This is a genomic window from Rhizobium sp. WSM1274, from assembly GCF_025200775.1.
Taxonomy (GTDB): domain Bacteria; phylum Pseudomonadota; class Alphaproteobacteria; order Rhizobiales; family Rhizobiaceae; genus Rhizobium; species Rhizobium leguminosarum_I.
This window is the reverse complement of record NZ_CP104142.1, coordinates 74,993-99,679: the sequence shown is the minus strand read 5'-3', so window position 1 is coordinate 99,679 and position 24,687 is coordinate 74,993. Positions and strand designations below refer to the sequence as shown.

Genomic DNA, 24,687 nt, shown 5'->3' with positions numbered 1-24,687 from the left:
TCCCTTAATTCACCACGACCGGCTTGGAGCGCATGCGGGAAACCGTTTCGCGCTCCGCCCGCTTGCAGCGCATTGGCGGCAGGCCGCGGTCCATCAGGTCCATATCTTCGAGCACCATGTCGCCCATCTTCTTGAAGGCGCTGTCGAGCGCACCGGCCCGATGCGCCGAGCGGAGGAAGCCCTTCAGATTGCGCACCGGATGGCCGGGCGGCAACGGTTCTTCAGGGTAGACATCGCTCGCCGCCACGATATGGCCTGACGAGACGGCCGCCATCAGCGCATCAAAATCGACGACATCGGCGCGGCTGAGCAGGATGAAGGCGGCGCCCCGGCGCATGCTGGCGAAGGCCTCGGTGCCGAGAAATTTGCTGTTTTCGCTGGTGACGGCGGCGGCGACGAAGACGAAATCGCTCTTCGTCAGGACGTCCTGAAGGCTTGCCGACTCGACGCCGTTTTCCTCGATGATCGAGCGCGGCAGCCAGGGATCGAACACCCGGATGCGCGCCCTGAAGCCGGACAGAACCCGGCGCAGCGCTTTGCCGAGATCGCCGAAGCCGACGATGCCGATCTCGGAGCCGGCGATCAGCCGCGCGCTTGCATTCCCCTCGCCGCCCCAGAGTTCCGTGCCATGGCGGAAAGCGACATCCGCGTCGACGATGCCGCGCGCTAGAGCCAGCGCGAAACCGAGGCCGATTTCGGCGACCGGCTCGGCAAAGACCTGCCCTGTGGTAACGACATGGATGCCGCGCTGGAAGAGCACCTCGTAAGGCATGTTGTTGAGAAGATTGCTTTCGACGTTGAGGATCGAGCGCAAGGCCGGCATTCTGGCCAGCGTTTCGGCCGAAAGCGGCGGCTGGCCGATGATGTAGCGCGCGCTTCCGAGGATCTCGTCGCCGAGTCCGGCGACATTCTCGGGATCGGCCTCGACGATCTCGTATTTCGCATGCAGTTCGGCGCGCGCCTTGTCGCTGAAAATCAGATCGAGCGTGCGCGGCTCGGGCGCGCTGATCGCCAGCGGCCGTTCGGTCTTCGTCATGGGTGTCTCCTCCATCGCAGCGATTTGCACCGTCTCCGCTGGACGACTGATAAACCCTGTGGAGAACGGTTTCCAGTTCGATCTTGAGTCGCTGGGCGCTGAGAGGAGCTATCGAAAGCGGCATCTGCCCATCAGATAAGCACTTGAATTGGCTTGGTATTCCATGGAGTTTTCGTTGACGGCGCCAATTCTTTGAACTAGCGTGATCTGTGCGACCTGGAACCATGTCTGTGTTCGGCGGCCGCGGGATATTCGAAAATTCACGAGGGGAATGAGCAATGAAATCAGCAATCAAGAGCGGCCTGCTTGCCTTGGCTGCCGCAGCGCTTCCAGCGGTCGCCTCCGCCCACCCCGCGATCGGCGAGGCTGCCGGCTTCAGCCATGGCTTTGCCCATCCGATGTCTGGCCTCGATCACGTCCTTGCCATGGTGATGGTCGGTGTTTTCGCATTTCAGCACGGTGGCCGCGCCACATGGCTCGTGCCGACGACCTTCGTCCTAGTGATGGCGCTCGGCGGTGCCCTCGGCGTTGCCGGCATTGCTGTTCCCTTCGTTGAAATCGGCATCGCGTTTTCCGTCGTCGTCCTCGGCGCCGTCGTCGCGCTCAACGTCAAGGCGCCGCTGGCCGCAGCACTTGGTGTCATCGGCGTCTTCGCCATCTTCCACGGTCACGCACATGGCGCCGAAATGCCGGAAAATGCCGCCGGCGCCGCCTATGCCGCCGGCTTTATGATCGCAACCGCACTGCTGCACCTCGCCGGCCTTGCGCTTGGTTACGTCATCGGCCGCGCCGGTGAACGTCAGGGCGTTTTCGTGACGCGCACGGCCGGTAGCATTGCCACCATATCAGGTATCGGCCTTCTGGCCGGCTTGATCTGAGCCTGACGGCATTTCTGAACAAAAACCAGGCGGCGGCCTAGATATCTCAATCCGACAGAACGCCCGGCATGCGTAACGCATCGCCGGGCGTTTTTGCGTCGTCGCTGCAAAGCGCTACGGATTTGATCCAAGTCAAATTCAGCCACGTCGCGTCCGGCTACATCTAGCCAAGGATCAACGAAGGAACATCCAAATTGACGCAGGCCAGCCTTGCCGATTGCCGGAGGAACACGAAGGTCAGTATAGTGATTTCAGAAATTTCTGAAATCACAGACGCAACGGAAACGACCATGAACCTTCCGCCTCTCGTCCAGTCCTTCGTTCTCCATTTCGGCGAAATGGGATCGCGCTGGGGAATCAACCGCACGGTCGGTCAGATCTATGCCCTGCTCTTCGTTTCGCCAGCACCCGTCTGTGCCGAGGAGATCGCCGATTCTCTCGGCATCTCACGCTCGAATGTGTCGATGAGCCTGCGCGAGTTGCAGGCCTGGAACCTCGTCATCCTGAAACACAAGCCTGACGATCGCCGCGATTTCTTCACCACGCCTGATGATGTTTGGCACATTTTGCGGACGCTCGCAGAGGAACGGAAGAAGCGCGAAGTCGATCCGACGCTGTCTGTCTTACGCGAAATCCTGATGCAGCGGCCGGCCAGCGACGCCGAGCGCTATGCGCAGGAGCGCATGGGTGAGATGCACACGCTGATCGAGCAGCTGACGCATTGGTATGAAGATGTAAAACAACTTGAAACAGAAAGGCTTGCAACGCTACTCTCTTTGGGCGCGAAAGTGACGAAGCTTCTGGAGGCCAAGGACCGGGTGGTTTCACTCGGCCGCAGCCGCCGGCCGAATCCTGCGAACAAGAGTTAGCGCCATGGGCACTGCTTTTTTCGACGCAAGAGACAGATCAGAGGCTCGGCCCCGGGATGGTGGTGCCGTTTCGCCCGGCCGTGACACAGCGAAAAGCGGGCTGCGCAGGGCGGCGATGCTGCAGGCGCTGGCCGCCGCCTTCTGGATTCCGCAAGCCGGCTTGCTGGCCGTCTCGCTCGGCCGCATCGCCGATGGCGGCGGATTGCATGACGTTCTCTGGCCCGCCCTCGGTATCCTCGCCCTCGGATTTGCAAGAAGCTGCCTCGATGCGGCTGGCGGCCGCCTGGCTTTTCAAGCCGCCCGCACCGAACTCAGCCGCAGGCGGCAGATCGCCGCCATGGCGCTTTCCGTGTCGTCGCCGGTCGATCGCGACCGATCTGCCTCCGGCAAAGCCGCAAGCGTGCTTGGCGAACAGGCCGAACTGATCGTGCCTTACCTCGCCCGTTTCCAGCCGGCACGCATGAAGGCGAGCCTCGTGCCGCTCATCATCCTTGCCTTCATCCTGCCGGTCTCCTGGATCGCCGCGCTGGTTCTGCTGTTTGCCGCGCCGCTGATCCCCATCTTCATGGCGCTGATCGGCTGGCGCGCGCAGGCGGCCAGCGAAAGGCAACTCGTCGCGACCGGCGGCCTCAACGGCTTCCTGCTCGATCGGCTGCGCGGACTGGCGACAATCCGTGCGCTCGACGCGGTGGATGGAACGGCACTGCGCCTGCGGTCGGAGGCGGAGTCGCTGCGTGTGCGCACCATGGCGGTGCTGAAGATCGCCTTTCTGTCCTCGGCGGTGCTTGAGCTTTTCGCCGCGCTCGGCGTGGCGATGATTGCCGTCTATGTCGGCTTCAGCCTGCTCGGCGAGATCCGCTTCGGCACTTGGGTAGGTCGGCTCGACCTGACCGAGGGACTGTTCATCCTGCTGCTCGCACCGGCCTTCTTCGAGCCCCTGCGCGAACTCTCGGCTGTCTGGCACGATCGGGCGGCCGGCGAAGCGGCGCTGAAGGCCCTGGACACCCTCGCTGCCGGCGGCCTGTCCATTCGAGGAGCAGTCGACATCGCGCCAGCGGTCTCTGCCGTCGAAGCGCCGGCCATCCGTCTTGAGAATGTCGATTTCCGCTACGCCGCCACTGAGCCGTTGATCCTCGACGATTTCAACCTCGATATCGCGGCCGGCGAACATCTGGCACTTCTTGGCACCAGCGGTTCCGGCAAGTCGACGCTTCTTTCGCTGATTTCAGGACTGGCGCCCTGCACCGCTGGCCGCATCGTCATCGGCGACATCGAACTTGCGGATGACAGCGCCCACGCCCTGCGCGCCAGCATGGCATGGGTCGGCCAAAGGCCGTATATTTTTGCTGGCACCATCGGCGGCAATATCGCGCTAGGCAGGCCCGGTCTCCTGCGCAGCGGCGTGACGGATGCGCTCGACGCCGCCAGGCTCGGAAAAGTCGCCGCCGCCTATGGCAACCGGCCGATCGGCGAAGGCGGGATCGGGCTTTCCGGCGGCGAGGCGCTGCGGCTTGCGATCGCGCGGGCGGCCTGCAATCCGCATCTCCGAATTATCCTGGCCGACGAGCCGACTGCGCATCTCGACGCAGCCACCGCCGCCGAGGTGACCGACAGTCTGCTTTCGCTCGCCAGGGGCCGCACTTTGCTCGTTGCGACCCACGATCCGCTGCTTGCTGCCCGCATGCATCGCGCCATGCGCATCGATGCCGACATCTTTATGAGGGAGGCCGCCGAATGAGCGGATTTGCCGCAGATCTCAAGCCGATCCTGCGTCTGTTCCTTGCCGAGCGCCGGCGTGCGCTGCTGCTCGGCGCAGCACTTTCGGCAGCGACGGTAACCGCCGGCATCGCCCTGCTTGGCCTGTCCGGCTGGTTCATCACAGCCACCTCGCTCGCCGGCCTTTCGGCCGCTGCGGCCATTACCTTCGACGTCTTTGCGCCCTCAGCCGGCATTCGCCTGCTCGCCATCATCCGTACGGCCGCGCGCTACGGCGAAAGGCTTGCGACCCATGACGCAACGCTCAGCGTGCTCGCCGCCCTGCGCGAACGGCTGTTTCGCGGCTTTGCCGAACCGGGTGCGGCTCGCACCCTGTTGCATCGTCCCGCAAAGCTGCTTTTTCGGCTGACGGCCGATATCGATGCGCTCGATTCCCTCTACCTGCGCATCCTCGTGCCGGCTGCGGTGGCGATCGGTGCAGCCCTGGCGGCAAGCGTCGTGCTGGGGCTGATGCATCCCCTGTTCGGCCTGTGCTTCGGCCTTTTTCTCGCCGGTGCCGGCCTCGGCCTGCCTATCATCGCCGGGCGGGCGGCGCGCAAACATGCCCGCCGACGTGCCCATGGCATTGAGGCGCTGCGGTCGCGGACGATCGATCTCGTTGCCGGCCAGACCGATCTGCTGATGGCCGGTCGCCTTGCCGCGCAGACAAGCACCATCGCTGCGGCTGACGCCTACTCTGGCCGTGCCGACGACCGGCTGAACCGTGTCGAAACCGGCCTGACATTCGGCTTCGGCCTTGTCTCGACCCTGCTGCTGACGGCATCGCTGCTTGCCGTTGCGGCACTTGCGGAAACGAAGGTGATTACCGCTCCTGTCGCCGCACTCGGCTTGCTCGTCGCCTTTGCGGCAGTCGAACCCTTCGCGGCGCTCCGCCGTGGTGCCCTGGAACTCGGCAGGACGTTGCTTGCGGCAAAGCGCATCGCGCCGCGGCTTGCCACCGCGGCAGCACCCGAACCATTGGCGGTGCCGGTGCCGGGATGCGTTTTTTCGCTGGCGAAGGTGTCAGCCTTCCATGAAAACTCCGCTGTGCCGGCGCTCGAGGATATCGAACTCACCCTTCAACCGGGCCAATGCCTCGCCGTCATCGGTAGCAGCGGCGCCGGCAAGTCGAGCCTGCTTACCCTCCTTTCCGGTGAATTGCCGGCAAGGACGGGAAGTGTTGCCGCGATGGCGGCGACGCTGCTGACACAACGAACGGAACTCTTCGAGGACAGCCTGCGCGGCAACCTGCTCCTTGCGAACCCGGATGCGAACGAGGTCCGTCTTCGCGAAGCGCTCACTGCCGCCGGCCTGCTTGCCGATATCGAGGCCATGCCGCGGGGGATCGATACCCCGCTCGGCGAAGGTGGTCTTGGCCTTTCCGGTGGCCAGTCGCGCCGGCTGGCGCTTGCCCGGCTCTTCTTGCGCGACACGCCGCTCTGGCTGCTCGATGAGCCGACCGAGGGCCTCGATTGCGCCACTGCCCGTGACGTGCTCATCCGGCTGTCGGCAATGGCGGCGGGCCGCTCGCTGGTGATCGCCACGCATATCCGCCGGGAGGCCGCGATCGCCGACCGCATCGCCGTCATCGAAGGCGGTCGCATCACAGAAATTTCGCGCCGCGGAGAGGCGGCGTTCGAAAAGGCGCTCGACCGGCTTCGGCCGGACTGAGCGAGACCGCATGCCCTCACGCGCCGTCGGCGCTGAGGAACGCTTGTATCCCGTGGGACCGTGGGAGAAAGACAATGGAACTAGATATCGTAGCGCTTTCGCGCTTCCAATTTGCGCTGACGGCGCTCTACCACTTTCTGTTCGTGCCCTTGACGCTCGGCCTGTCCGTGCTCCTGGCGATCATGGAAACCGTTTATGTCATGACCGGCCGCCAGATCTGGCGGCAGATGACGAAATTCTGGGGCACGCTGTTCGGCATCAATTTCGTGATCGGTGTCGCCACCGGCATCGTCATGGAATTCCAGTTCGGCATGAACTGGAGCTATTACAGCTATTATGTCGGCGACATCTTTGGCGCGCCGCTGGCGATCGAAGGCCTGATGGCCTTCTTCCTCGAGGCGACCTTCGTCGGGCTGTTCTTCTTCGGCTGGAACAAACTGTCGAAGGTCGGGCACCTGGTCGCCACCTGGGCGGTGGCGCTCGGCTCGAACTTTTCCGCGCTCTGGATCCTGATCGCCAATGGCTGGATGCAGAATCCCGTCGGCTCGGCGCTCAATCCGCAGACGATGCGCATGGAGATCACAAGCTTCTTCGACGTGGTCTTCAACCCGGTTGCCCAGGCGAAATTCGTCCATACGGTATCGGCAGGTTACGTCTGCGCCTCGATCTTCGTGCTCGGCGTTTCTGCCTGGTATATCCTCAAAGGCCGGCATATCGAACTTGCCAAGCGCTCGATGACGGTCGCCGCCTCCTTCGGTCTCGCATCGGCACTATCAGTTGTCGTGCTTGGCGACGAGAGCGGTTATCTCGCGACCGAGAACCAGAAGATGAAGCTCGCGGCAATCGAGGGCATGTGGAAGACGGAACCGGCGCCGGCGGCCTTCACCGCCTTTGGCTTCCCCGACCAGGAGGCGCGCGAAACGCATTTTGCCGTGCACATTCCCTGGGTCATGGGCCTGATCGGCACGCGCTCGCTGACGACCGAAATCCCCGGCATCGACAAGCTCGAACAGCAGGCAGAAACCCGCATTCGGGACGGCATCAAGGCTTACGACGCGCTGCTGCAGATCCGTTCGGCACCGGCACAGGACCAGGTTGCGCAGGAAGTGCGCAGCTCCTTCGAGGATCTCGGCCACGATCTCGGTTACGCTCTTTTGCTGAAGCGTTACGTCGACGATCCGCGCCAGGCGACCGACGAGCAGATCGTTCAAGCCGCACGTGATACCATCCCGCACGTGCCGACGCTCTTCTGGTCCTTCCGCATCATGGTTGGCCTCGGTATCTTCTTCATCCTCTTGACCGCCACCTTCTTCTGGCTGTCGGCGCGCCGCCATCTCGACAAATATCCGCTGCTTCTGAGGATTGCCGTGCTGGCGATCCCCCTGCCCTGGGTCGCCATCGAACTCGGCTGGGTCGTCGCCGAGTTTGGCCGCCAGCCCTGGGTGATCGAAGGCGTTCTGCCGACAGCCGCCGCCGTCTCCAGCCTCGGCGCCGGCACCGTGCTTCTGACCATCATCGGTTTTGCGGCACTCTATACGACGCTGATCGTCATCGAGATGGGCCTGATGATCAAGGCGATCAAGCAAGGGCCGGAGCCGGACGACGAGCCGGAAGCGGTTCTGATTTCCGAAACCCTCGTCCCGGCCGCGGAGTGACCTGCCATGATCCTTCACGAACTCATCGACTATGAAACCCTGCGTCTCATCTGGTGGCTGCTGCTCGGCGTATTGCTGATCGCCTTTGCGACGACAGGCGGTTTCGATCTCGGCGTCGGCACGCTGCTGCCTTTCGTTGCCCGGACCGATCCGGAACGGCGCGTGGCGATCAACACCATCGGCGCCACCTGGGAAGGCAACCAGGTCTGGCTGATCCTCGGCGGCGGCGCCATCTTCGCCGCCTGGCCGCCGCTTTATGCGATCTCCTTCTCGGGCTTCTATCTGGCGATGTTCGCGATCCTGTTCGCGCTCATCCTGCGCCCGGTCGGTTTCAAATATCGGTCTAAGCGGGAAAGCGCCAATTGGCGTAATGGCTGGGACTGGGCACTCTTCGTCGGCGGCTTCGTGCCGTCGCTGATCTTCGGCGTTGCCGTCGGCAATGTGCTGCAGGGCGTGCCTTTCCGCTTTGCCGACGATATGCGGATCTTCTACGAAGGTTCGTTTTTCGCCCTGCTCAACCCTTATGCGCTCCTCTGTGGACTGCTTTCCCTGGCCATGCTGACGATGCATGGTGCGGCCTGGCTGGTGCTGAAGTCGAGTGGCCCGGTCGCCGAGCGTGCCAGAAGCTATGGCAGCATCGCCGCCCTTGCCGTTATCGTGCTTTTCGCACTCGGCGGCCTCTTCCTGTGGATCGGCGTCGGTGGCTATCGCATCACCAGCGATATCAGTCCGATCGGCCCGTCCAATCCGCTGCTGAAGACTGTGGCGCTGGAGAAAGGCGCATGGCTTACCAATTATGCCACCCATGCGTGGATGATCGTCGCGCCCGTCCTCGGCTTCGTCGGCGCGGCACTGGCCTTCACTGCCTTGCGTGCAAGGCGCGAGATCATGACGCTGCTCTTCAGCAAACTGGCGATCTTTGGGATCATTTCGACGGTCGGGCTGTCGATGTTCCCATTCATCCTGCCCTCCTCGCTCGATCCGCGATCGAGCCTGACGGTCTGGGATGCATCCTCCAGCCACATGACGCTGTTCATCATGCTTGTAGTGACGGTGATCTTCCTGCCGATTATCTTCGCCTACACAGCCTGGGTCTACAAGGTTCTGTGGGGCAAGGTCGATGAGAAGTCCGTCACCGATAAAAATAGCCACGCATACTAGCGCGGTTCGGCAGAACCGCTCTAACCTTTGTTTTTACGCAATTCCGGACGGAAAACCGCTTCGCAGTTTTCCTGGAATTGCTCTGAGGGAGATGAAACGATGTGGTATTTCGCATGGATCCTCGGCCTGCCGCTGGCCGCCGCCTTCGCCGTCCTCAACGCCATGTGGTATGAGCTGATGGACGACGCGTCCAGGAAGAAAGCTTCCGAGCTGCGCAAGTAGAATCCAGGGGCGCGGCTCAAACCGCGCCCTTTCGTGTTGCGTCAGCCTTCCAGCCACTTCACCTGATCGGGCGTCAGCTTGATGTCGAGCGCCGATAGACTGTCTTCCAGTTCGGCGACGGTACGTGGGCCGATCAGCGGAATGACTGGGAAAGGCTGGGCAATCACATAGGCGAGCGCGATATGGATCGGATTGCGGCCGAGCTTGTTGGCAAGCTCGATGGCGCGGTCGCGGCGTCCGAAGTTGCGCTCGGAATACCAGACCCGGACGATCTCCTCGTCATCTCGCTTGTCGCGGCCGGCGCGGTCGGTAAAGAAGCCGCGGCCCTGGCTCGACCAGGCAAAGTTAGGGATCTGCTTCTCGTTCAGCCATTTCTTCCAGTCGTCATCAGAAGCGGCAACGCAGCCGGCCCAGATCGGATCGAGCATCTCGGCGAGCGAGAAGTTGTTAGAAAGCGCTGCCGGCGCCGCCTTGCCAGTCTTTTCGGCATAGGCGATCGCTTCGTCGAAGCGGGCCCGCGTCCAGTTCGAGCCGCCGAATATGCCGCGGATGCGTCCGCGCTTGACCTCGGCATCCATGGCATCGACGAACTCGCCGACGGGAACGTCGGTATTGTCGCGATGCATGAAATAGATGTCGACATAGTCGGTCTTCAGCCGGGAAAGCGACTGGTCGAGCTGCTTTGCGATCATATCGGGATAGCAGAGCGGCGAATGCGCGCCCTTGCCGATCAGCACGATCTCCTCGCGCGGCACCTTGCGGCTTGTGTGCCAGTCGCCGAAGATCGCCTCCGTCTTGCCGCCGCCATAGACATAGGCCGTGTCGAAAGCATTGCCGCCGGCCTCATAGAAGGCGTCGAGCGTCAGCGAGGCGGAGGCAAAATTCGGGAAGAACTCGAAGCCGAGCGTCACGACCGAGGCCGGCTTGGAAATGCCAGGAATTTGACGCTGCGGAATGCTGTTGCCGCGCGCGACCGTGCCGCCGGCAATGTTTGCCGTGCGCTTGCTGGCTTTTTCCACGCCGTATTCGAGGCCGACCGAGGCTCGCCACTGGTCGAGTACACGCAAGTTTCCGATCGAATCTGCCCAGCTCATGCCAGGAGAGCTGAATTCTGTCTTGCCGGCACGGATGGCGTCGCCGGCCGCGTCCGCCTCGAAGGAATAGAGCCAGCGATCCTCCCTCAGTTCGACGGTTTCTCGGCTGCCGCCCTTGAAGATCTCGATCTTGCCGACGCCGCCCTTGTGGCCGGAGGCGAACCAGAAGTCCTGGACCTCGATCCGGCCTTCCGAGCCGATGATGCGCAGAACATTGTCCTGCTGCGCCATGATCGAGCAGGAGACTTCGGCGATGATCTCGTTCGGGAATTTGAGCACGGCAGATGCCCATTCATCGACGCCGCTCTCTCCGAGATGGGCGACGCCCGAAACTTTCTCCGGTTCCAGGAAGGCCTTGCCCTCTGCGGCGCCTGATATCAGTCTGGCCATCGAGACCGGATAACCGCCGACATCGAGAATACCGCCGCCGGCGGTATCGTTGGCGAAAAGCCGGTGTTCCGGCTTGTAGCTGCCCATATTGAAGCCGAAGCTCGAGCGGATGATCCGAATGGTGCCGACGACGCCGCTTTTGACGAGTTCGACCAGCTTTTGCGTCTGCGGATGCACGCGGTACATGAAGGCCTCGCCGGCAAAGACGCCGGCTTTTTTTGCCTCGTAGTAAACGGCTTCGGCATCATAAGCCGAGAGCGCGATCGGCTTTTCCACCAGTATGTGCTTGCCGGCGCGTGCCGCCTTGATCGCCCATTCGGCGTGGCCGGTGTGAGGGACGGCGATATAGATCGCATCGATCTCCTTATCGGAGAGCAGCGCCTCATAACCATCGACGATGCGGGCGCCGGGGAAACCTTCGGCAAGGCCCGGCTTTGCCGGATTTCGGGTAGCGATCGCTACCAGCTTCCCCGTACGAGAATGGGCGACGCCGTCGGCAAAGGTGCGGGCGATGGTGCCGGGGCCGATAATGCCCCAGCGGATCGGTTGATCTGAAGTCATGCAAAATCCTCTTTCGTCTTTCTGTCCTGGGATTTCAGTTTAGCGAAGCCGCTTGCCGGCGCCGTCGAAAAGGAATGTGCGGCTTGCGGGAAGGCCGACTGTCAGCGTTTCGCGATTGCCGGCGACGCGCGATTCCGGCCGCTCGATGATCAGTTGCTCGGGGCCGATGGTGGCGTAGATGTAGCTGGTATTGCCAAGATGTTCGGCGACGTCGATGGTGACGGTGAGGTCGGTATCGCCGGCGCCCGCATCGACGAAATGTTCGGGACGGATGCCGAGCGTCACCTTTGCGCCGGCTTCGATGGGATCGGCGACCGGCAGCGTCAGGCGCGTATTGGCATCGCTTTCCAACGCAATCACCGCCCGGCCAGGCTGCGTCTCAACCACCACGGCCTTGAGGAAATTCATCTTCGGCGAGCCGACGAAGCCGGCGACGAACTGATTGGCGGGATCGTCATAGAGGTCGAGCGGCGCGCCGATCTGCTCGATATTGCCGGCGCGCAGCACGACGATCCTGTCGGCGAGCGTCATCGCTTCCGTCTGGTCGTGGGTGACGTAGATCATCGTCGTCCCGAGCTTCTTGTGCAGCCTGGAGATTTCGACGCGCATCTGCACACGCAGTTCCGCATCGAGGTTCGACAAAGGTTCGTCGAACAGAAAGACCTGGGGTTCGCGGACGATGGCGCGACCGATCGCGACACGCTGGCGCTGACCGCCCGAAAGCTGCTTCGGCCGCCGCTTCATCAGTTCGGTGATCTGCAGGATCTCGGCGACGTGGCGCACGCGCCGCTCGGTGTCGGCTTTCGGATTGCCGTTCATACGCAGGCCGAAGCTCAAATTTTCCTCGACCGTCAGGTGCGGATAGAGCGCATAGGACTGGAAGACCATGGCGATGCCGCGGTCGGCCGGCTCGACGTCGTTGACGACCCTGCCGCCGATCTGAAGCTCGCCTGATGTAATGTCCTCGAGGCCGGCGATCATCCTGAGCAGCGTGGACTTGCCGCAGCCGGAGGGGCCGACGAAGACGACGAATTCGCCGTCCTTCACCTCCAGATTGGCGCCGTGAATGATCTCAAAGCCGCCGAAGCGCTTGACGATGTTGGTAAGTGAAAGCTCTGCCATGCGGCCTCCCCGATTATTTAATTGCGCCGGCCGCGATGCCGGCGATGAAATGGCGCTGAAGAGCCACGAAGATGACGAGGATGGGCGCCGTCAGCAGTACCGCGCCAGCCATGATGCCGCCCCAGGAGACCTTGGTGAGGCCGATCAGCGTTCCCAACGCCACCGGCGCCGTCATCATTCCCGGTCTGGAATTGATCAGCAGCGGCCAGAGGTAATTGTTCCACGAATGCAGAAAGAGAATGATCGCCAATGCGGCCATGGTCGGACGCGCTAAGGGCAGGGCGATGCGCAGGAAGATCTGCCATTCCTTGACGCCCTCAACCCGGGCCGCATCGAAGAGCTCGCCCGGCATCATCGAGAAGGATTGCCGCATGAACAGCACGCCGAGCGAATTGAACAGCGGTGGCACGATCAGCGCCACCCAGGTGTTTGCCAGCTTGAATTCGCGCGCCACCATGATGAATTGTGGGATGACGACCACCGAAAACGGAAGCGTGATTGTGCCGAGGATGATGGCGATCACGACGGAGCGGCCGACGAAACGGTAACGCGCCAGCGCCCAGCCCGCCATCGAGGTCAGCAGCACCGAGAGCACTGTATAGATGAGCGCCACGCCGATGGAGATCACCATCGCGCCGATGAAATCGGTATCGGCCTGCAGGTTTTTGAAATTCTCGACGAAGTTGGTCGACGGCCAGAGCACGATGTCAGGACTGAAGATGCCGTTGTCGGGCATGGTCGAAAACACGAACATCATCCAGAGCGGAAACAGCCAGATCAGCGCCAGCGGCGCCAGTGCGGCATGCAACGCGATCTGGCGCAGCAGAAGGGATTGCGATTTGGATTTCATTTCGGATCCCTCCCGACCCAGAGATTGAAAAGCGAGATCGCCACGGCAAGGGCGGCCATCGTATAGGCGATCGCCGAGGCATAGCCGAAGTTCAGCGAGGTGAAGCCCTGGCGATAAAGCAGCAGCCCGAGCGTCTCGGTGCCGCCGCCAGGACCGCCGCGATTGGTGATCAGGAAGGGCTCGGCGAACAGCTGCATGGTGCCGATCACCGAGAGCACCACGCAGAAGAGGATGATCGGTTTGAGGAGCGGCAGGGTGATGTGGAAGAACTGCTGGACCTTGCTCACCCGGTCGAGCGTCGCCGCCTCATAGACATCGTCGGGAATCGACTGCAGACCGGCGAGGATGATGATGGCGTTGTAGCCGGCCCAGCGCCATGTGACGGCGAGGATGATCAGGGCCATGGCGGCATTTGCATTGTCGAACCAGGAGATCGGGCTGAGACCGACAGCCGAGATCAGCTTGTTGATGATGCCGAAATCGAGGCTGAACATCAGCCGGAAGACGGCAGCATAGGCGACCTCGCCGACCACGACAGGCGCAAAGAAGGCGAAGCGGAAGAGCGGCCGCGCTTTCAGCAGCGGCGAATTGAGCAGCACGGCCATGACTGTCGCAAGCGCGATCATCACAGGCACCTGGATCACCAGGATGATCAGCGTATTGTAGAGAGCGTTGTAGAAAGCCGGGTCATAGAAGAGCCGGCCCCAATTGGCCTGGAAACTGAATTTCCACGGATTGATTCGCGTGTTCTGAAACGAAATCAGGAACGAATTGATAATCGGCCAGACCCAGAAGGTGGCAAAGACCAGCAGATAGGGGGCGAGGAACGCATAGGCGCTCCGGGTTCTGAACGGCATCAAGCCTCCTCCTCACGAACGAATGACCGGCCGCTTTGCAAACCGGGGGGAAACCGGACGCCTGAAGCGCCCGGCATCGTCATTCATTGCGCGATCGGAAGACCGGTCGCCGAAGCAATCTGCTTGGCGGCATCGTCGAGAGCCGCCTTCGCATCGGGATAGCCGCCAGCGAAGAACTTCGTCTGCGTTGCCTTGAAGATGGCTTCGGCATCGCTCTGGAAGGCGGTGCCGCGGCTCGGCACGATCTTTGGCAGTGTCGCCAGAATATCCGCCCAGACCTTCTGGCCGCCCCAATAGGGCTGCGGCTCGTTGACGAATGGATCCTTCTCAGCCGATAGCAGTGACGGGACCAGACCGAATTCCTTCAGCATGGTGATCTGGCCCTCATCTGTGCCGAGGGCGTAGTTGACGAATTTCCAGGCGGCTTCCTTATTCGCGGAGGTCGCCGAAATGGCGAGCGACGAACCGCCGAGATTGGCCGCATGCGGGCCATCGGCCGTCAGGCTCGGCATTCTGTAGACGCCCCACTTGCCCTTAAGATCGGGAGAGGTCGAGCGCACGGTGCCCTCATACCAGCCGCCATACAGCTGGCTTGCGGCCTTGCCGGCGGTATTGGCCTGGATCTTTTCGTCCCAGTTTGCTGCCGTCAGCGTGCCGGCATCCTTCATTTCCTTCACCTTTTGCAGCGAGGCGACGCAGGCCGGCTGGTTGATGGTGATATTCTGGCCGTCGGTCGAGTAATAGCCGCAGCCCTGTTCATTGGCGATCATGCGGAACCATTCGCTGTCGCCGTTGAAGTCGGCCTGGGCCATGACGACGCCGGGATTGGCGGCGGAAATCTTCTTGCCGGCAGCGATGAAATCGTCCCAGGTGCTGATCGTGCTCGGATCGACGCCGGCCTTTTCATAGAGATCGCGGCGGTAGAAGACGGCGACGGGGCCGGAATCCCACGGCATGGCGTAAGCGACATCGCCGACCTCGAGCTCGGTGCGCTTGAAGTCAGGGAACTTCGCCTGGATATCGGCCGTGTAGCCGAGTTCCTTCAGATTGGCGAAGCAATCCGGGAAACGGCTCCAGAAGATTTCAGCCTCGAAATTCTCGATGCTGACGATGTCGGGCAAGCCGTCGCCGCCGGCAGCACACGCTGCCAGCGTCTTGTCGAAGACCTGGCTGTTGCCGAGGTCCTCGACGCTGATCTTGATATCGGGAAACTGCTTGTTGAAGCCTGGAAGCGTGGACTTCAATGCCGATGCAGCGACATTCCAGCTCCAGATGGTGAGATTGGCCGACTGCGCGAATGCGGAGCCGGAAGCAAGCACTGCGACCGCTGCGGTCGCAGCGAGAAGTTTGAAGCGCATTGAAAATCCTCCCTTTTCAATTGCCGATCTTACGAACGCGGTTAAACTATCTGCAAGGGAGCGGCTGTCTCCTAAAAAGGGAACATGGATTTGGCGGAAAGTAAGATCGGTACGCGTGCAATCTATCAGCCCGGCGCAAGCAGCATCGAGGGATTGCCGACGGCGCTGCAAATATTTCACGCTCATCCGCCTGTTATGGCCATGCCGCACTGGCACGCGCAGGTCGAGGTCAACTACGTGATTCGCGGCACCGTTCATTACCGCATGAGCGACCATGAATTCCGGTTGAACGCCGGCGAAATGTGCCTTTTCTGGGGTGGCCAGCCGCATCAGATGGATGAATCCTCAGACGATTCGCTCTATGCCGGCGCCCATCTGCCGCTCGTCTATTTCTTCCGGCTGCGCCTGCCGATCAGCGTTTCCAGCCGGCTGATGAAGGGCGAGACGCTGCTGACATCGGCAACAGACGCCGCCGACAACGAGAACTTCACCCGCTGGTTCCGCTATGCCAACTCAGGCGACCCCGCCAAGGCCCAGCACGCCGTCGACGAGCTGCTGCTGCGCATCGAGCGCATCGCGCTCGAACCCTATTCGATGACGTCGCAGGCAACCGTCAATCTCGAAGGGGATCACCCGCATCCGCATTCCTCGCGCAGCGTGGCTCGCATGTGCGATTTTATCGCCGCCAATTTCCTGCACGACATCGATTCCGTCGACATCGCGCGTGCCGCCGACTTGCATCCGAAATATGCGATGAACCTGTTCAAACGATCGACCGGCATGACGCTCAGCAAATATGTGACACTGCTGCGGCTGTCGCGCGCCCAGGCGATGCTGATGAGCGAGGGCGCAAATGTGCTGCAGGTGGCGATGGACAGCGGCTTCGGCTCGATCAGCGCCTTCAATAAGTCCTTCCGCCACATCGCCGGCATGTCGCCGTCGAATTTCCGCCGCGATATCCGGCTGGTGACGACGATGCCCGCCGGCGCCTTCCGCAACTAGCTCAGGGCCAGCCGCAATTCGGCGTTCTGTGCGTCTGCCTGCGACTTGTTTTTCACTTGGGCAAAAAAGAACCAACGCCTAAGCTGGCGGCAGAATGCGCACATTTTATGTGCAAGTGCATGCACTATGCATCTCCGAGAGAATTGATGCCATCGCATTCCCAATGAAATCAATGCTTTATAATACTGGCACACCCTTTGCTTCGACATTTGCAGAGTTGGTGGCTAGGGTTCCGGCGTCGCAAGGCGTGGCTGGTCCGAGAGCTGCCACCGGCAGGGGAGACATCCCGCCGGGTGCACGGCGGGACAAAAGCCCGGGAGACCTCGTAAGCCAAGGGATTGGCGGCACGATGGTCATTGCCGATCCCTTTTTGAAGAAAAGCAAAAGGGGAATTTCAATGCAGACTTTTTCGAAGATTCTATCGATTACCGCACTGACGGCTTCCCTGGCGCTGGGACTCGGCTCCATCGCCAAGGCCGAACAGAAAACCGATTTCAAGGTCGCCTGGTCGATCTATGTCGGCTGGATGCCCTGGGGCTACGCCGCCGATCACGGCATCGTCAAGAAATGGGCCGACAAATACGGCATCAAGATCGAAGTCACCCAGTTCAACGACTATGTCGAATCGATGAACCAGTATACGGCCGGCGTCTTCGACGCCGTGACCCTCACCAACATGGACGGCCTGTCAATCCCGGCTGCTGGCGGCGTCGATACGACAGCTGTTATTGTCGGCGACTTCTCGAACGGCAACGATGCCGTCATCCTCAAGGACAAGACGAGCCTTGCCGACATCAAGGGCCAGAACGTCAATCTCGTCGAATTTTCCGTCTCGCATTATCTGCTTGCCCGCGCGCTCGAAAGCATCAAGCTGACCGAGCGTGACGTCAAGGTGGTCAACACGTCCGACGCCGATATGGTCGCCGCCTACAAAACGGCTGACGTGACCGCTGTCGTCACCTGGAACCCGCTGGTCTCGACCATTCTCGAGGATCCCACGGCCAAGAAGGTCTTCGACAGCTCGCAGGTGCCGGGCGAAATCATCGACCTGATGGTCGCCAATTCAGGCGTGCTGAAGGACAATCCGAATTTCGGCAAGGCGCTCGCCGGCATCTGGTATGAAACCGCGGCACTGCTGACCGCCGACAGCGCCGACGGCAAGGCCGCACGCGAGGCGATGGGCCAGGCATCGGGCACCGATCTCAAGGGCTTCGAATCCCAGCTCGCCGCCACCAAGCTGTTTGCCAAGCCGGCCGATGCAGTCGCTTTTACAGCCTCGGGCAGCCTGCCGAAGACCATGGATCTCGTTCGTAACTTCCTGTTCGAGAAGGGCTTGCTGGGTAACGGCGCGCCGTCGGCCGACGTCATCGGCATCGAAATGCCGGATGGCAAGATCCTCGGCGACAGCGGCAACGTCAAACTGCGTTTCACCGCGACCTACATGAAGGCAGCCGCCGGCGGTTCGCTCTGAGCGATCTCAAAGCAGCGGCGCAGCTTTGACCGCGCCGCCCAACCTTCATCAGCGGAGCTTTCCTCATGCGCTGGATCAACACGAGGCCGAGCCGGGGCGCGCAGCTTGCCTTGACGCTGCTGCCCTTCGTGCTGCTGATCGTTGCCTACACGGTCGGCTCGGCCGCACGGCTGGCGGAAAACGCCAACGACAAGCTGCTACCCGGTCTTGCCGGTTTTGCCGATGCGATCGACCGCCTGGCCTTCATCGCCGATCCGCGCACCGGACAATATCTGCTCTGGTCCGATACGGGGGCGAGCCTGATCCGGCTGTTGGCCGGCCTCGGTATCTCGACCCTTGCGGCACTGATCATTGGCATGCTGATCGGCATGCTCCCCTACCTCAGAGCCCTGCTCTCCCCCTTCGTCGCCGTCATCTCGATGGTGCCGCCGCTGGCGCTGCTGCCGATCCTCTTCATCGCCATGGGGCTCGGAGAAGCCTCGAAGATCGCGCTGATCGTCATCGGCGTTGCGCCGACGATGATCCGCGACCTCGCGCTGAAGGCGCTGGAACTGCCGCGCGAACAGATCGTCAAGGCTGAAACGCTCGGCGGCTCCTCCTGGCAGATCGGCCTTCGTGTCGTGCTGCCGCAGATCCTGCCACGGCTGATCACCTGCCTCCGGCTTCAGCTCGGTCCGGCCTGGCTATTCCTGATTGCAGCCGAGGCGATCTCGTCGGATTCCGGTCTCGGCTACCGCATCTTCCTCGTCCGCCGCTATCTCTCGATGGACATCATCTTTCCCTATGTCGTCTGGATCACGCTGCTCGCCGTAGTCATGAATTATATCTTCGATCGTATCCGTATCGCCGTCTTTCCCTGGTCTGAGCTGGAGAAGCAGGCATGAGCGAGTTGGTGATCGAAAAGGTCTGGAAAGAATATGGCGACCAGATCGTCCTCGAAGAGGTGTCGCTGACCGTCGCCGCCCGCGCCTTCGTCGCCCTTGTCGGCCCGTCCGGCTGCGGCAAGTCGACGTTCCTGCGCATGCTGCTCGGCCAGGAGCGGCCGACGCGAGGGACAATCCTGCTTGACGGCGAAGCCCTGCCGCAGGAGCCGGGGCCGGATCGCGGCGTCGTCTTCCAGCGCTATTCCGTCTTCCCGCATCTGACTGTCCTCGGCAATGTGCTGCTTGGGCGGGAACTCTCGGCGTCCCGCTACAAGGCCAAGCTTTTCGGCGCTGCCCGTCGAAACGCCATCGACGAAGCCCGGCGGCTGATTGCAGAAGTCGGCCTTTCCGGCGCCGAGGACAAATATCCGGCGCAACTATCAGGCGGCATGCAGCAGCGCCTGGCGCTGGCACAGGCCCTGATCATGAAGCCGAAGGTGCTGTTGCTCGATGAGCCCTTCGGCGCGCTCGACCCCGGCATTCGCGCCGAAATCCACACGTTGATGAAGCGCCTCTGGCACGAAACACAGATGACCGTCGTCATGGTGACGCACGACATGCGCGAGGCCTTCACGCTGGCGACGCGCGTCGTCGCCTTCGAGCGCAAGCGTGACCGCCCCGAGGAAAAGGAGCGCTACGGCGCGACGATCACCAAGGACATTTCGATTTGGCCGCCCAGGCTTGCCGGCGCGCCCTCCATCTTCAGCCCCGACCGGGACGGCCCGGTCGTTTCTCTGGGCCTTCGCCGGGACGACCCGGCTTCCAGTCCGTCAGGAGAAAAACCATGATGCATGTCAGGCGTTCGCCCGAAGAGATCGCAGCCAACCGGAAGCGTTACGAGGAACATCAGAAGAAGGGGCTGGAATTTGCCCCGAAGGCCCTGCCGGCGCCGAGCCCCCTGCCCGCTCCCGCGATCGACGCGGCTACGATCATCCATCAGGAAACCATCCCCGGCGGCTGGTACTGGTCGACTGCGGTCAAGCGCGGCGAGGCGCTCCGCATTGACCAGAATGAAGGCGGATCGACTGTGGCGCTCGTTGCCTGGAACGCCACTGATACCAGCGAACGGCTCAATCTCGTCGATACGGTCAAGGTGCAGTGGACGACCGCCCTCGGCAAGGGCCGCGTCATCTTCTCGGATATGGGCCGGGTGATGTTTTCGCTGATCGAGGATAGTTCCGGCGCGCATGACTGCCTGATGGGCGGCTCGACGGCAGCGTCGAACGCTGCAAGATATCCCGGCATCAAGACCCGCAATACCCGCGACAATCTCGTGCTCGTCGCCGGCAAGCTTGGTCTCACCAGGCGCGACATCCCGGCGATTCTCAATCTTTTCGCGCCCGTCCGCGTCGATGATGACGGCGGTTTCCACTGGCGCGGCAAGCTTTCCAACAGCGGCGATTATGCCGAACTGCGCGCCGAAATGGACATGATCGTCGGCTTCTCGAATTGCCCGCATCCACTCGATCCCGATCCGGTCTATGCGCCGAAGCCGGTCATCGTCACGCGCTTTCGCGCGCCCGCACCCGCAGCCGACGACCTCTCGCGCACGGCGAGTGCCGAAGCCCTGCGCGGCTTTGAGAACAACGCCTCGATGCTGGCTTGAGGGAGAATACGATGACCGACTTCATTAAGACTTCAGCTTCGCGCAGCCTCGAAAACGCCGTGCAGGATCATTTCATTCCGGCCGAAGCGCCATGGTCCGGCATCGTCCGCAAGGGCCAGACGATCCGCATCGAGGATAGCTACGGCCAGCAGGCGATCGACACGCTGTTTTATCGCGCCGATGATTTTGCCGAGCGTTATTCCAACCAGGATACAATGCGGGCGCAGGGTGGCGCCTATGTCGGCACCGGCACGAAGATCATCTCGAACGAAGGCAACGTCATGCTTGTCATGACGGCCGACAGCTGCGGCCGCCACGATACATCGGCAGGCGCCTGCTCCTGCGAGAGCAATACCGTGCGCTTCGGCCACGGCACGAAATACCTGCATGCCTGTCGCGACAATTTCGTGATCGAGGTGACCAAACATGGCATGGGCAAGCGCGACATCGTGCCGAACATCAATTTCTTCATGAATGTGCCAATCAAGCCGAACGGCGAGATGACCATCGTCGACGGCATATCCGCGCCCCGCGACTATGTCGAGCTGGTGGCTGACATGGACGTGCTCTGCGTCATCTCCAACTGCCCGCAGATCAACAATCCCTGCAACGGTTTCGATCCGACGCCGATTCGGGTGCTTATCTGGGACGGCGAGGACTGATCGATGTTCACCAAGGTCCTGATCGCCAATCGCGGCGAAATCGCCGTCCGAGTCATCCGCACATTGAAGAGGATAGGCATCGCCTCGGTCGCCGTCTATTCCGATGCCGATCGGTTCTCGAAACCGGCGCTGACCGCCGACGAGGCCGTGCGCCTCGGCCCGGCGCCGGCCGCCGAGAGTTATCTCAACGTCGATGCCGTCATCGCTGCCTGCAAGGCGACGGGAGCCCAGGCCGTGCATCCGGGCTATGGCTTCCTGTCGGAGAATATCGGCTTTGCCGAGCGGCTCGCCGCCGAAGGTATCGCGTTCATCGGCCCGCGGCCGGAACATCTGTCGGCCTTCGGCCTGAAGCATACGGCCCGCGAGCTGGCGAAAGCCAGCGGCGTGCCGCTGCTGCCCGGCACCGATCTCTTGCAGAGCCTCGAAGAGGCGCTTTCAGCCGCAGAAACCGTCGGCTATCCCGTCATGCTGAAGAGCACGGCTGGCGGCGGCGGCATCGGCATGCAGCTCTGCGCCGATACAGCAGGCCTCAAGGCCTCTTTCGAAAGCGTGCAGCGGACGGCGCGGGCCAGCTTCGGCGATGCGCGTGTCTATATCGAGCGCTTCGTTGCCGAAGCCCGCCATGTCGAGGTGCAGATCTTCGGCGACGGCAAGGGTCGCGTGATTGCGCTCGGCGAACGCGACTGCTCGCTGCAGCGGCGGAACCAGAAGGTCGTCGAGGAAACCCCTGCACCTGGCCTTTCCGCGGAGATACGGGCGCGGCTGCACAAGGCGGCGATCGATTTGGGGAGCTCGGTCTCCTATGAATCGGCGGGCACCGTCGAATTCATCTATGATCCCCAGCGTGAGGAATTCTATTTCCTTGAGGTCAATACCCGCCTGCAGGTCGAACACCCCGTCACGGAAGCCGTCTTCGGCATCGACCTCGTCGAATGGATGATCCGGCAGGCGGCCGGCGAAGACGTGCTCTCGGGTGCTAAGACCCTGACGCCGAAAGGTGCGGCGATCGAGATGCGGATTTATGCCGAGATGCCGCACGCCGATTTCCGCCCGAGTGCCGGCCTTTTGACCGAAGTCATTTTTCCGGAAAGCGCCCGCGTCGACGGCTGGATCGAGACGGGAACCGAGGTCACGCCCTTCTATGATCCGATGCTTGCCAAGCTGATCGTGGCGGCGGAAGACCGCCCCGCGGCGATCGAAAAACTGAAGGCAGCACTCGCCGAAACGGCGATATCAGGCATCGAGACCAATCTTGATTATTTGAGAACGATCGCCGCTTCCGAATTGCTGGCGGGCGCCAAGGTTAAGACGACGGCGCTACGCGACATCGCCTTCGTTCCCGATGTCGTCGAGGTTCTCGCGCCCGGCGCGCAGTCAAGCATTCAGGAACTACCGGGCCGGCTCGGCCTCTGGCATGTCGGCGTGCCGCCAAGCGGTCCGATGGACGAACGCTCCTTCCGCCATGCCAACCGACTCGTCGGCAATGCCGACGGGACGGCTGCACTCGAACTGACGGTTTCCGGCCCGACATTGCGGTTTTATGCCGACCAGACGATCGCGCTTGCTGGCGCCCGGATGGCGATGACATGCGACGGCATAAAGTTGCCGCATGATGCGCCAGTACTGATCCGTGCCGGTCAGGTTCTGTCGATTGGTACGATCGAAGGACCAGGACAGCGCGCCTATCTCGCCGTCGCCGGCGGTTTTGCAGCACCCGTCGTGCTCGGCTCGCGGGCGACTTTCGGTCTTGGTCAGTTCGGCGGCAACGCTACCGGTACGCTGAAAACAGGGCACGTGCTGCATTTTGCCCGCCAAGTGCCGGCCGAACCGGTGATACCCGCGACGGAGCCGGCCGCCTTGACGCGCGAATGGGATGTCGGCGTGCTCTACGGCCCGCACGGCGCGCCCGATTTCTTCGTGGACAGCGATATCGAGACGCTGTTTTCGACGGCCTACGAGGTGCATTTCAACAGCGCCCGCACCGGCGTTCGCCTCATCGGCCCTGCCCCGGTCTGGGCGCGCCACGATGGCGGCGAGGCGGGGCTGCACCCCTCCAACCTGCACGATAATGCCTATGCGATCGGGGCGATCGATTTCACCGGCGACATGCCAATCATTCTCGGTCCCGACGGTCCAAGCCTTGGCGGCTTCGTCTGCCCGGCGGTGATCGCCCGCGACGAGCAGTGGAAGATGGGCCAGTTCAAGCCCGGCGACCGCATCCGTTTTCATGCAGTCGTGCGGCCGGAAGACCCGATCGCCGGCCCGGCGGTGCGGCGGGTCGCGGAAGAAACAGGCTCGCCGGTCCTCGGCATCAGCGAGGATGGCCCGGTTTCAGTCGTCTATCGCCGCCAGGGCGACGACAACCTGCTCGTCGAATATGGGCCGATGACGCTTGATATCGCGCTCCGACTGCGGGTGCATCTGCTGATGCAGGCGGTCGTGGAGGCCCGCCTCCCCGGCGTCGTCGACCTCACCCCCGGTATTCGCTCGCTGCAGATCCATTATGATGGCACGCAGCTGACGCGCCGGCGCCTGCTGGGGCTGCTCTGCGAGATCGAGGCGACGCTTCCGGCAGCCCAGGAGGTCACGGTGCCGAGCCGCATCGTGCATCTGCCGCTTTCCTGGAACGATCCGGATGCGGAGCTTGCCATGCGCAAATATCAGGAGCTCGTGCGCCCCAACGCGCCCTGGTGCCCATCGAATATCGAGTTCATCCGCCGCATCAACGGTCTTCCCGACGAACAGGCTGTCCGCGATATCGTCTTCGATGCCAGCTACCTCGTGCTCGGTCTCGGCGATGTTTATCTCGGTGCGCCGGTTGCGACCCCGACCGATCCGCGCCACCGTCTCGTCACGACGAAGTATAATCCCGCCCGCACCTGGACGCCTGAGAACGCCGTCGGCATCGGCGGCGCCTATATGTGCATTTACGGCATGGAAGGACCGGGTGGCTACCAGCTCTTTGGCCGCACCATCCAGGTCTGGAACACTTGGCGGGAGACGCCGGTCTTTGCCAAGGGAAAACCTTGGCTGCTGAATTTCTTCGACCAGATCCGCTTCTTCCCGGTCAGCAATCAGGAGTTGACGGAGGCGCGCGCCGCCTTCCCGCATGGCGGTTATCCGATCCGGATCGAGGAGACGGAATTCTCCTACGCCGCCTATGAGAAGGAGTTGCAGGCGAATTCGGCGTCGATCGGCCGCTTCAAGGCAACCCAGCAGGCCGCCTTCGATACTGAGCGCCAGCGCTGGAAGGAAGCCGGGCTCGACAGCTTCGTCACCGACGAAGGCACGGGCGAAAGTCCCGATGGGGATATTCCCGACGGTTGCTTCGGGGTTGCCAGCGCCGTGCCCGGCAATATCTGGAAACTTCTGGTCGAGCCGGGCTCCCCGGTTGCGGCCGGCGATACACTTGCCATCATCGAATCGATGAAAATGGAAATCAACGTCACCGCCCATGCGGCAGGCCGCGTCCGCGACCTGCGCGCCGGGCCGGGGAGAAACGTCAAAGCCGGCGATATCATCGTCGTTCTGGAGGAATGCTGAC

General features: G+C 62.2%; 20 protein-coding genes and 1 riboswitch. Of the genes, 14 read left to right on the top strand and 6 right to left on the bottom strand.

Annotated features, from left to right (window positions below):
• Window positions 1-4: 4 nt before the first annotated feature.
• On the bottom strand, window positions 5-1,036 hold the full coding sequence (locus tag N2600_RS33650) for a hydroxyacid dehydrogenase (protein WP_260299918.1): 1,032 nt from the start codon (window positions 1,034-1,036) through the stop codon (window positions 5-7).
• A gap of 278 nt (window positions 1,037-1,314) precedes the next feature.
• On the opposite strand from N2600_RS33650, the gene N2600_RS33645 reads away from it, so the two are divergent.
• From N2600_RS33645 to cydX, 7 genes are all read left to right on the top strand, one after another.
• Window positions 1,315-1,914, top strand: coding sequence for a HupE/UreJ family protein (locus N2600_RS33645; protein ID WP_222281197.1), 600 nt, complete (start codon window positions 1,315-1,317; stop codon window positions 1,912-1,914).
• 290 nt (window positions 1,915-2,204) lie between these two features.
• A complete protein-coding gene (locus N2600_RS33640; protein ID WP_026154685.1) occupies window positions 2,205-2,783 on the top strand; it encodes a GbsR/MarR family transcriptional regulator in 579 nt (192 codons plus the stop codon).
• 4 nt (window positions 2,784-2,787) lie between these two features.
• Window positions 2,788-4,521 carry a thiol reductant ABC exporter subunit CydD gene (cydD, locus tag N2600_RS33635; RefSeq protein ID WP_260299917.1) on the top strand — a complete coding sequence of 578 codons (1,734 nt, stop codon included), beginning with the start codon at window positions 2,788-2,790 and terminating at the stop codon, window positions 4,519-4,521.
• Window positions 4,518-6,209, top strand: coding sequence for an amino acid ABC transporter ATP-binding/permease protein (locus tag N2600_RS33630; protein ID WP_260299916.1), 1,692 nt, complete (start codon window positions 4,518-4,520; stop codon window positions 6,207-6,209). The genes cydD and N2600_RS33630 overlap by 4 nt, the downstream gene beginning before the upstream one ends.
• Before the next feature lie 74 nt (window positions 6,210-6,283).
• On the top strand, window positions 6,284-7,864 hold the full coding sequence (locus N2600_RS33625) for a cytochrome ubiquinol oxidase subunit I (RefSeq protein ID WP_260299915.1): 1,581 nt from the start codon (window positions 6,284-6,286) through the stop codon (window positions 7,862-7,864).
• A 6-nt stretch (window positions 7,865-7,870) separates the two neighbouring features.
• The gene (gene cydB / locus N2600_RS33620; RefSeq protein WP_260299914.1) at window positions 7,871-9,025 is read left to right on the top strand and encodes a cytochrome d ubiquinol oxidase subunit II; all 1,155 of its coding nucleotides are present in this window, start codon (window positions 7,871-7,873) and stop codon (window positions 9,023-9,025) included.
• Window positions 9,026-9,124: 99 nt separating this feature from the next.
• Entirely contained in the window at window positions 9,125-9,247 is a 123-nt protein-coding gene (cydX, locus tag N2600_RS33615; RefSeq protein ID WP_017969246.1) for a cytochrome bd-I oxidase subunit CydX, read from the top strand.
• 41 nt (window positions 9,248-9,288) lie between these two features.
• On the opposite strand, the gene N2600_RS33610 is transcribed toward cydX, so the two are convergent.
• The 5 genes from N2600_RS33610 to N2600_RS33590 all read right to left on the bottom strand — a co-directional run bounded on the left by N2600_RS33610 (window position 9,289) and on the right by N2600_RS33590 (window position 15,479).
• A complete protein-coding gene (locus N2600_RS33610; protein WP_017969247.1) occupies window positions 9,289-11,292 on the bottom strand; it encodes an aldo/keto reductase in 2,004 nt (667 codons plus the stop codon).
• Window positions 11,293-11,331: 39 nt separating this feature from the next.
• The gene (locus tag N2600_RS33605) at window positions 11,332-12,414 is read right to left on the bottom strand and encodes an ABC transporter ATP-binding protein (protein WP_017969248.1); all 1,083 of its coding nucleotides are present in this window, start codon (window positions 12,412-12,414) and stop codon (window positions 11,332-11,334) included.
• A gap of 13 nt (window positions 12,415-12,427) precedes the next feature.
• A complete protein-coding gene (locus tag N2600_RS33600; protein ID WP_011649800.1) occupies window positions 12,428-13,264 on the bottom strand; it encodes a carbohydrate ABC transporter permease in 837 nt (278 codons plus the stop codon).
• Entirely contained in the window at window positions 13,261-14,121 is an 861-nt protein-coding gene (locus N2600_RS33595; RefSeq protein WP_017969249.1) for a carbohydrate ABC transporter permease, read from the bottom strand. Before N2600_RS33595 ends, N2600_RS33600 begins: the two co-directional genes overlap by 4 nt.
• Before the next feature lie 83 nt (window positions 14,122-14,204).
• Window positions 14,205-15,479 carry an extracellular solute-binding protein gene (locus tag N2600_RS33590; protein ID WP_017969250.1) on the bottom strand — a complete coding sequence of 425 codons (1,275 nt, stop codon included), beginning with the start codon at window positions 15,477-15,479 and terminating at the stop codon, window positions 14,205-14,207.
• Window positions 15,480-15,563: 84 nt separating this feature from the next.
• Between N2600_RS33590 and N2600_RS33585 the strand changes: the two genes are divergently transcribed.
• From N2600_RS33585 to uca, 7 genes are all read left to right on the top strand, one after another.
• A complete protein-coding gene (locus N2600_RS33585) occupies window positions 15,564-16,481 on the top strand; it encodes a helix-turn-helix domain-containing protein (protein WP_020486320.1) in 918 nt (305 codons plus the stop codon).
• A 213-nt stretch (window positions 16,482-16,694) separates the two neighbouring features.
• Window positions 16,695-16,803: riboswitch (guanidine-I (ykkC/yxkD leader) on the top strand.
• Between the two features lie 75 nt (window positions 16,804-16,878).
• Window positions 16,879-17,952: a putative urea ABC transporter substrate-binding protein gene (locus N2600_RS33580; RefSeq protein ID WP_026154686.1), complete on the top strand. Its 1,074-nt coding sequence runs from the start codon at window positions 16,879-16,881 to the stop codon at window positions 17,950-17,952.
• A 65-nt stretch (window positions 17,953-18,017) separates the two neighbouring features.
• Window positions 18,018-18,836, top strand: coding sequence for an ABC transporter permease (locus tag N2600_RS33575; RefSeq protein ID WP_260299913.1), 819 nt, complete (start codon window positions 18,018-18,020; stop codon window positions 18,834-18,836).
• The gene (locus N2600_RS33570) at window positions 18,833-19,663 is read left to right on the top strand and encodes an ABC transporter ATP-binding protein (RefSeq protein WP_260299912.1); all 831 of its coding nucleotides are present in this window, start codon (window positions 18,833-18,835) and stop codon (window positions 19,661-19,663) included. Before N2600_RS33575 ends, N2600_RS33570 begins: the two co-directional genes overlap by 4 nt.
• Window positions 19,660-20,481: an urea amidolyase associated protein UAAP1 gene (locus N2600_RS33565; protein WP_260299911.1), complete on the top strand. Its 822-nt coding sequence runs from the start codon at window positions 19,660-19,662 to the stop codon at window positions 20,479-20,481. Before N2600_RS33570 ends, N2600_RS33565 begins: the two co-directional genes overlap by 4 nt.
• Window positions 20,482-20,492: 11 nt before the next feature.
• The gene (locus tag N2600_RS33560; RefSeq protein WP_260299910.1) at window positions 20,493-21,143 is read left to right on the top strand and encodes an urea amidolyase associated protein UAAP2; all 651 of its coding nucleotides are present in this window, start codon (window positions 20,493-20,495) and stop codon (window positions 21,141-21,143) included.
• 3 nt (window positions 21,144-21,146) lie between these two features.
• On the top strand, window positions 21,147-24,686 hold the full coding sequence (uca, locus tag N2600_RS33555; RefSeq protein ID WP_260299909.1) for an urea carboxylase: 3,540 nt from the start codon (window positions 21,147-21,149) through the stop codon (window positions 24,684-24,686).
• Window position 24,687: the final 1 nt, after the last annotated feature.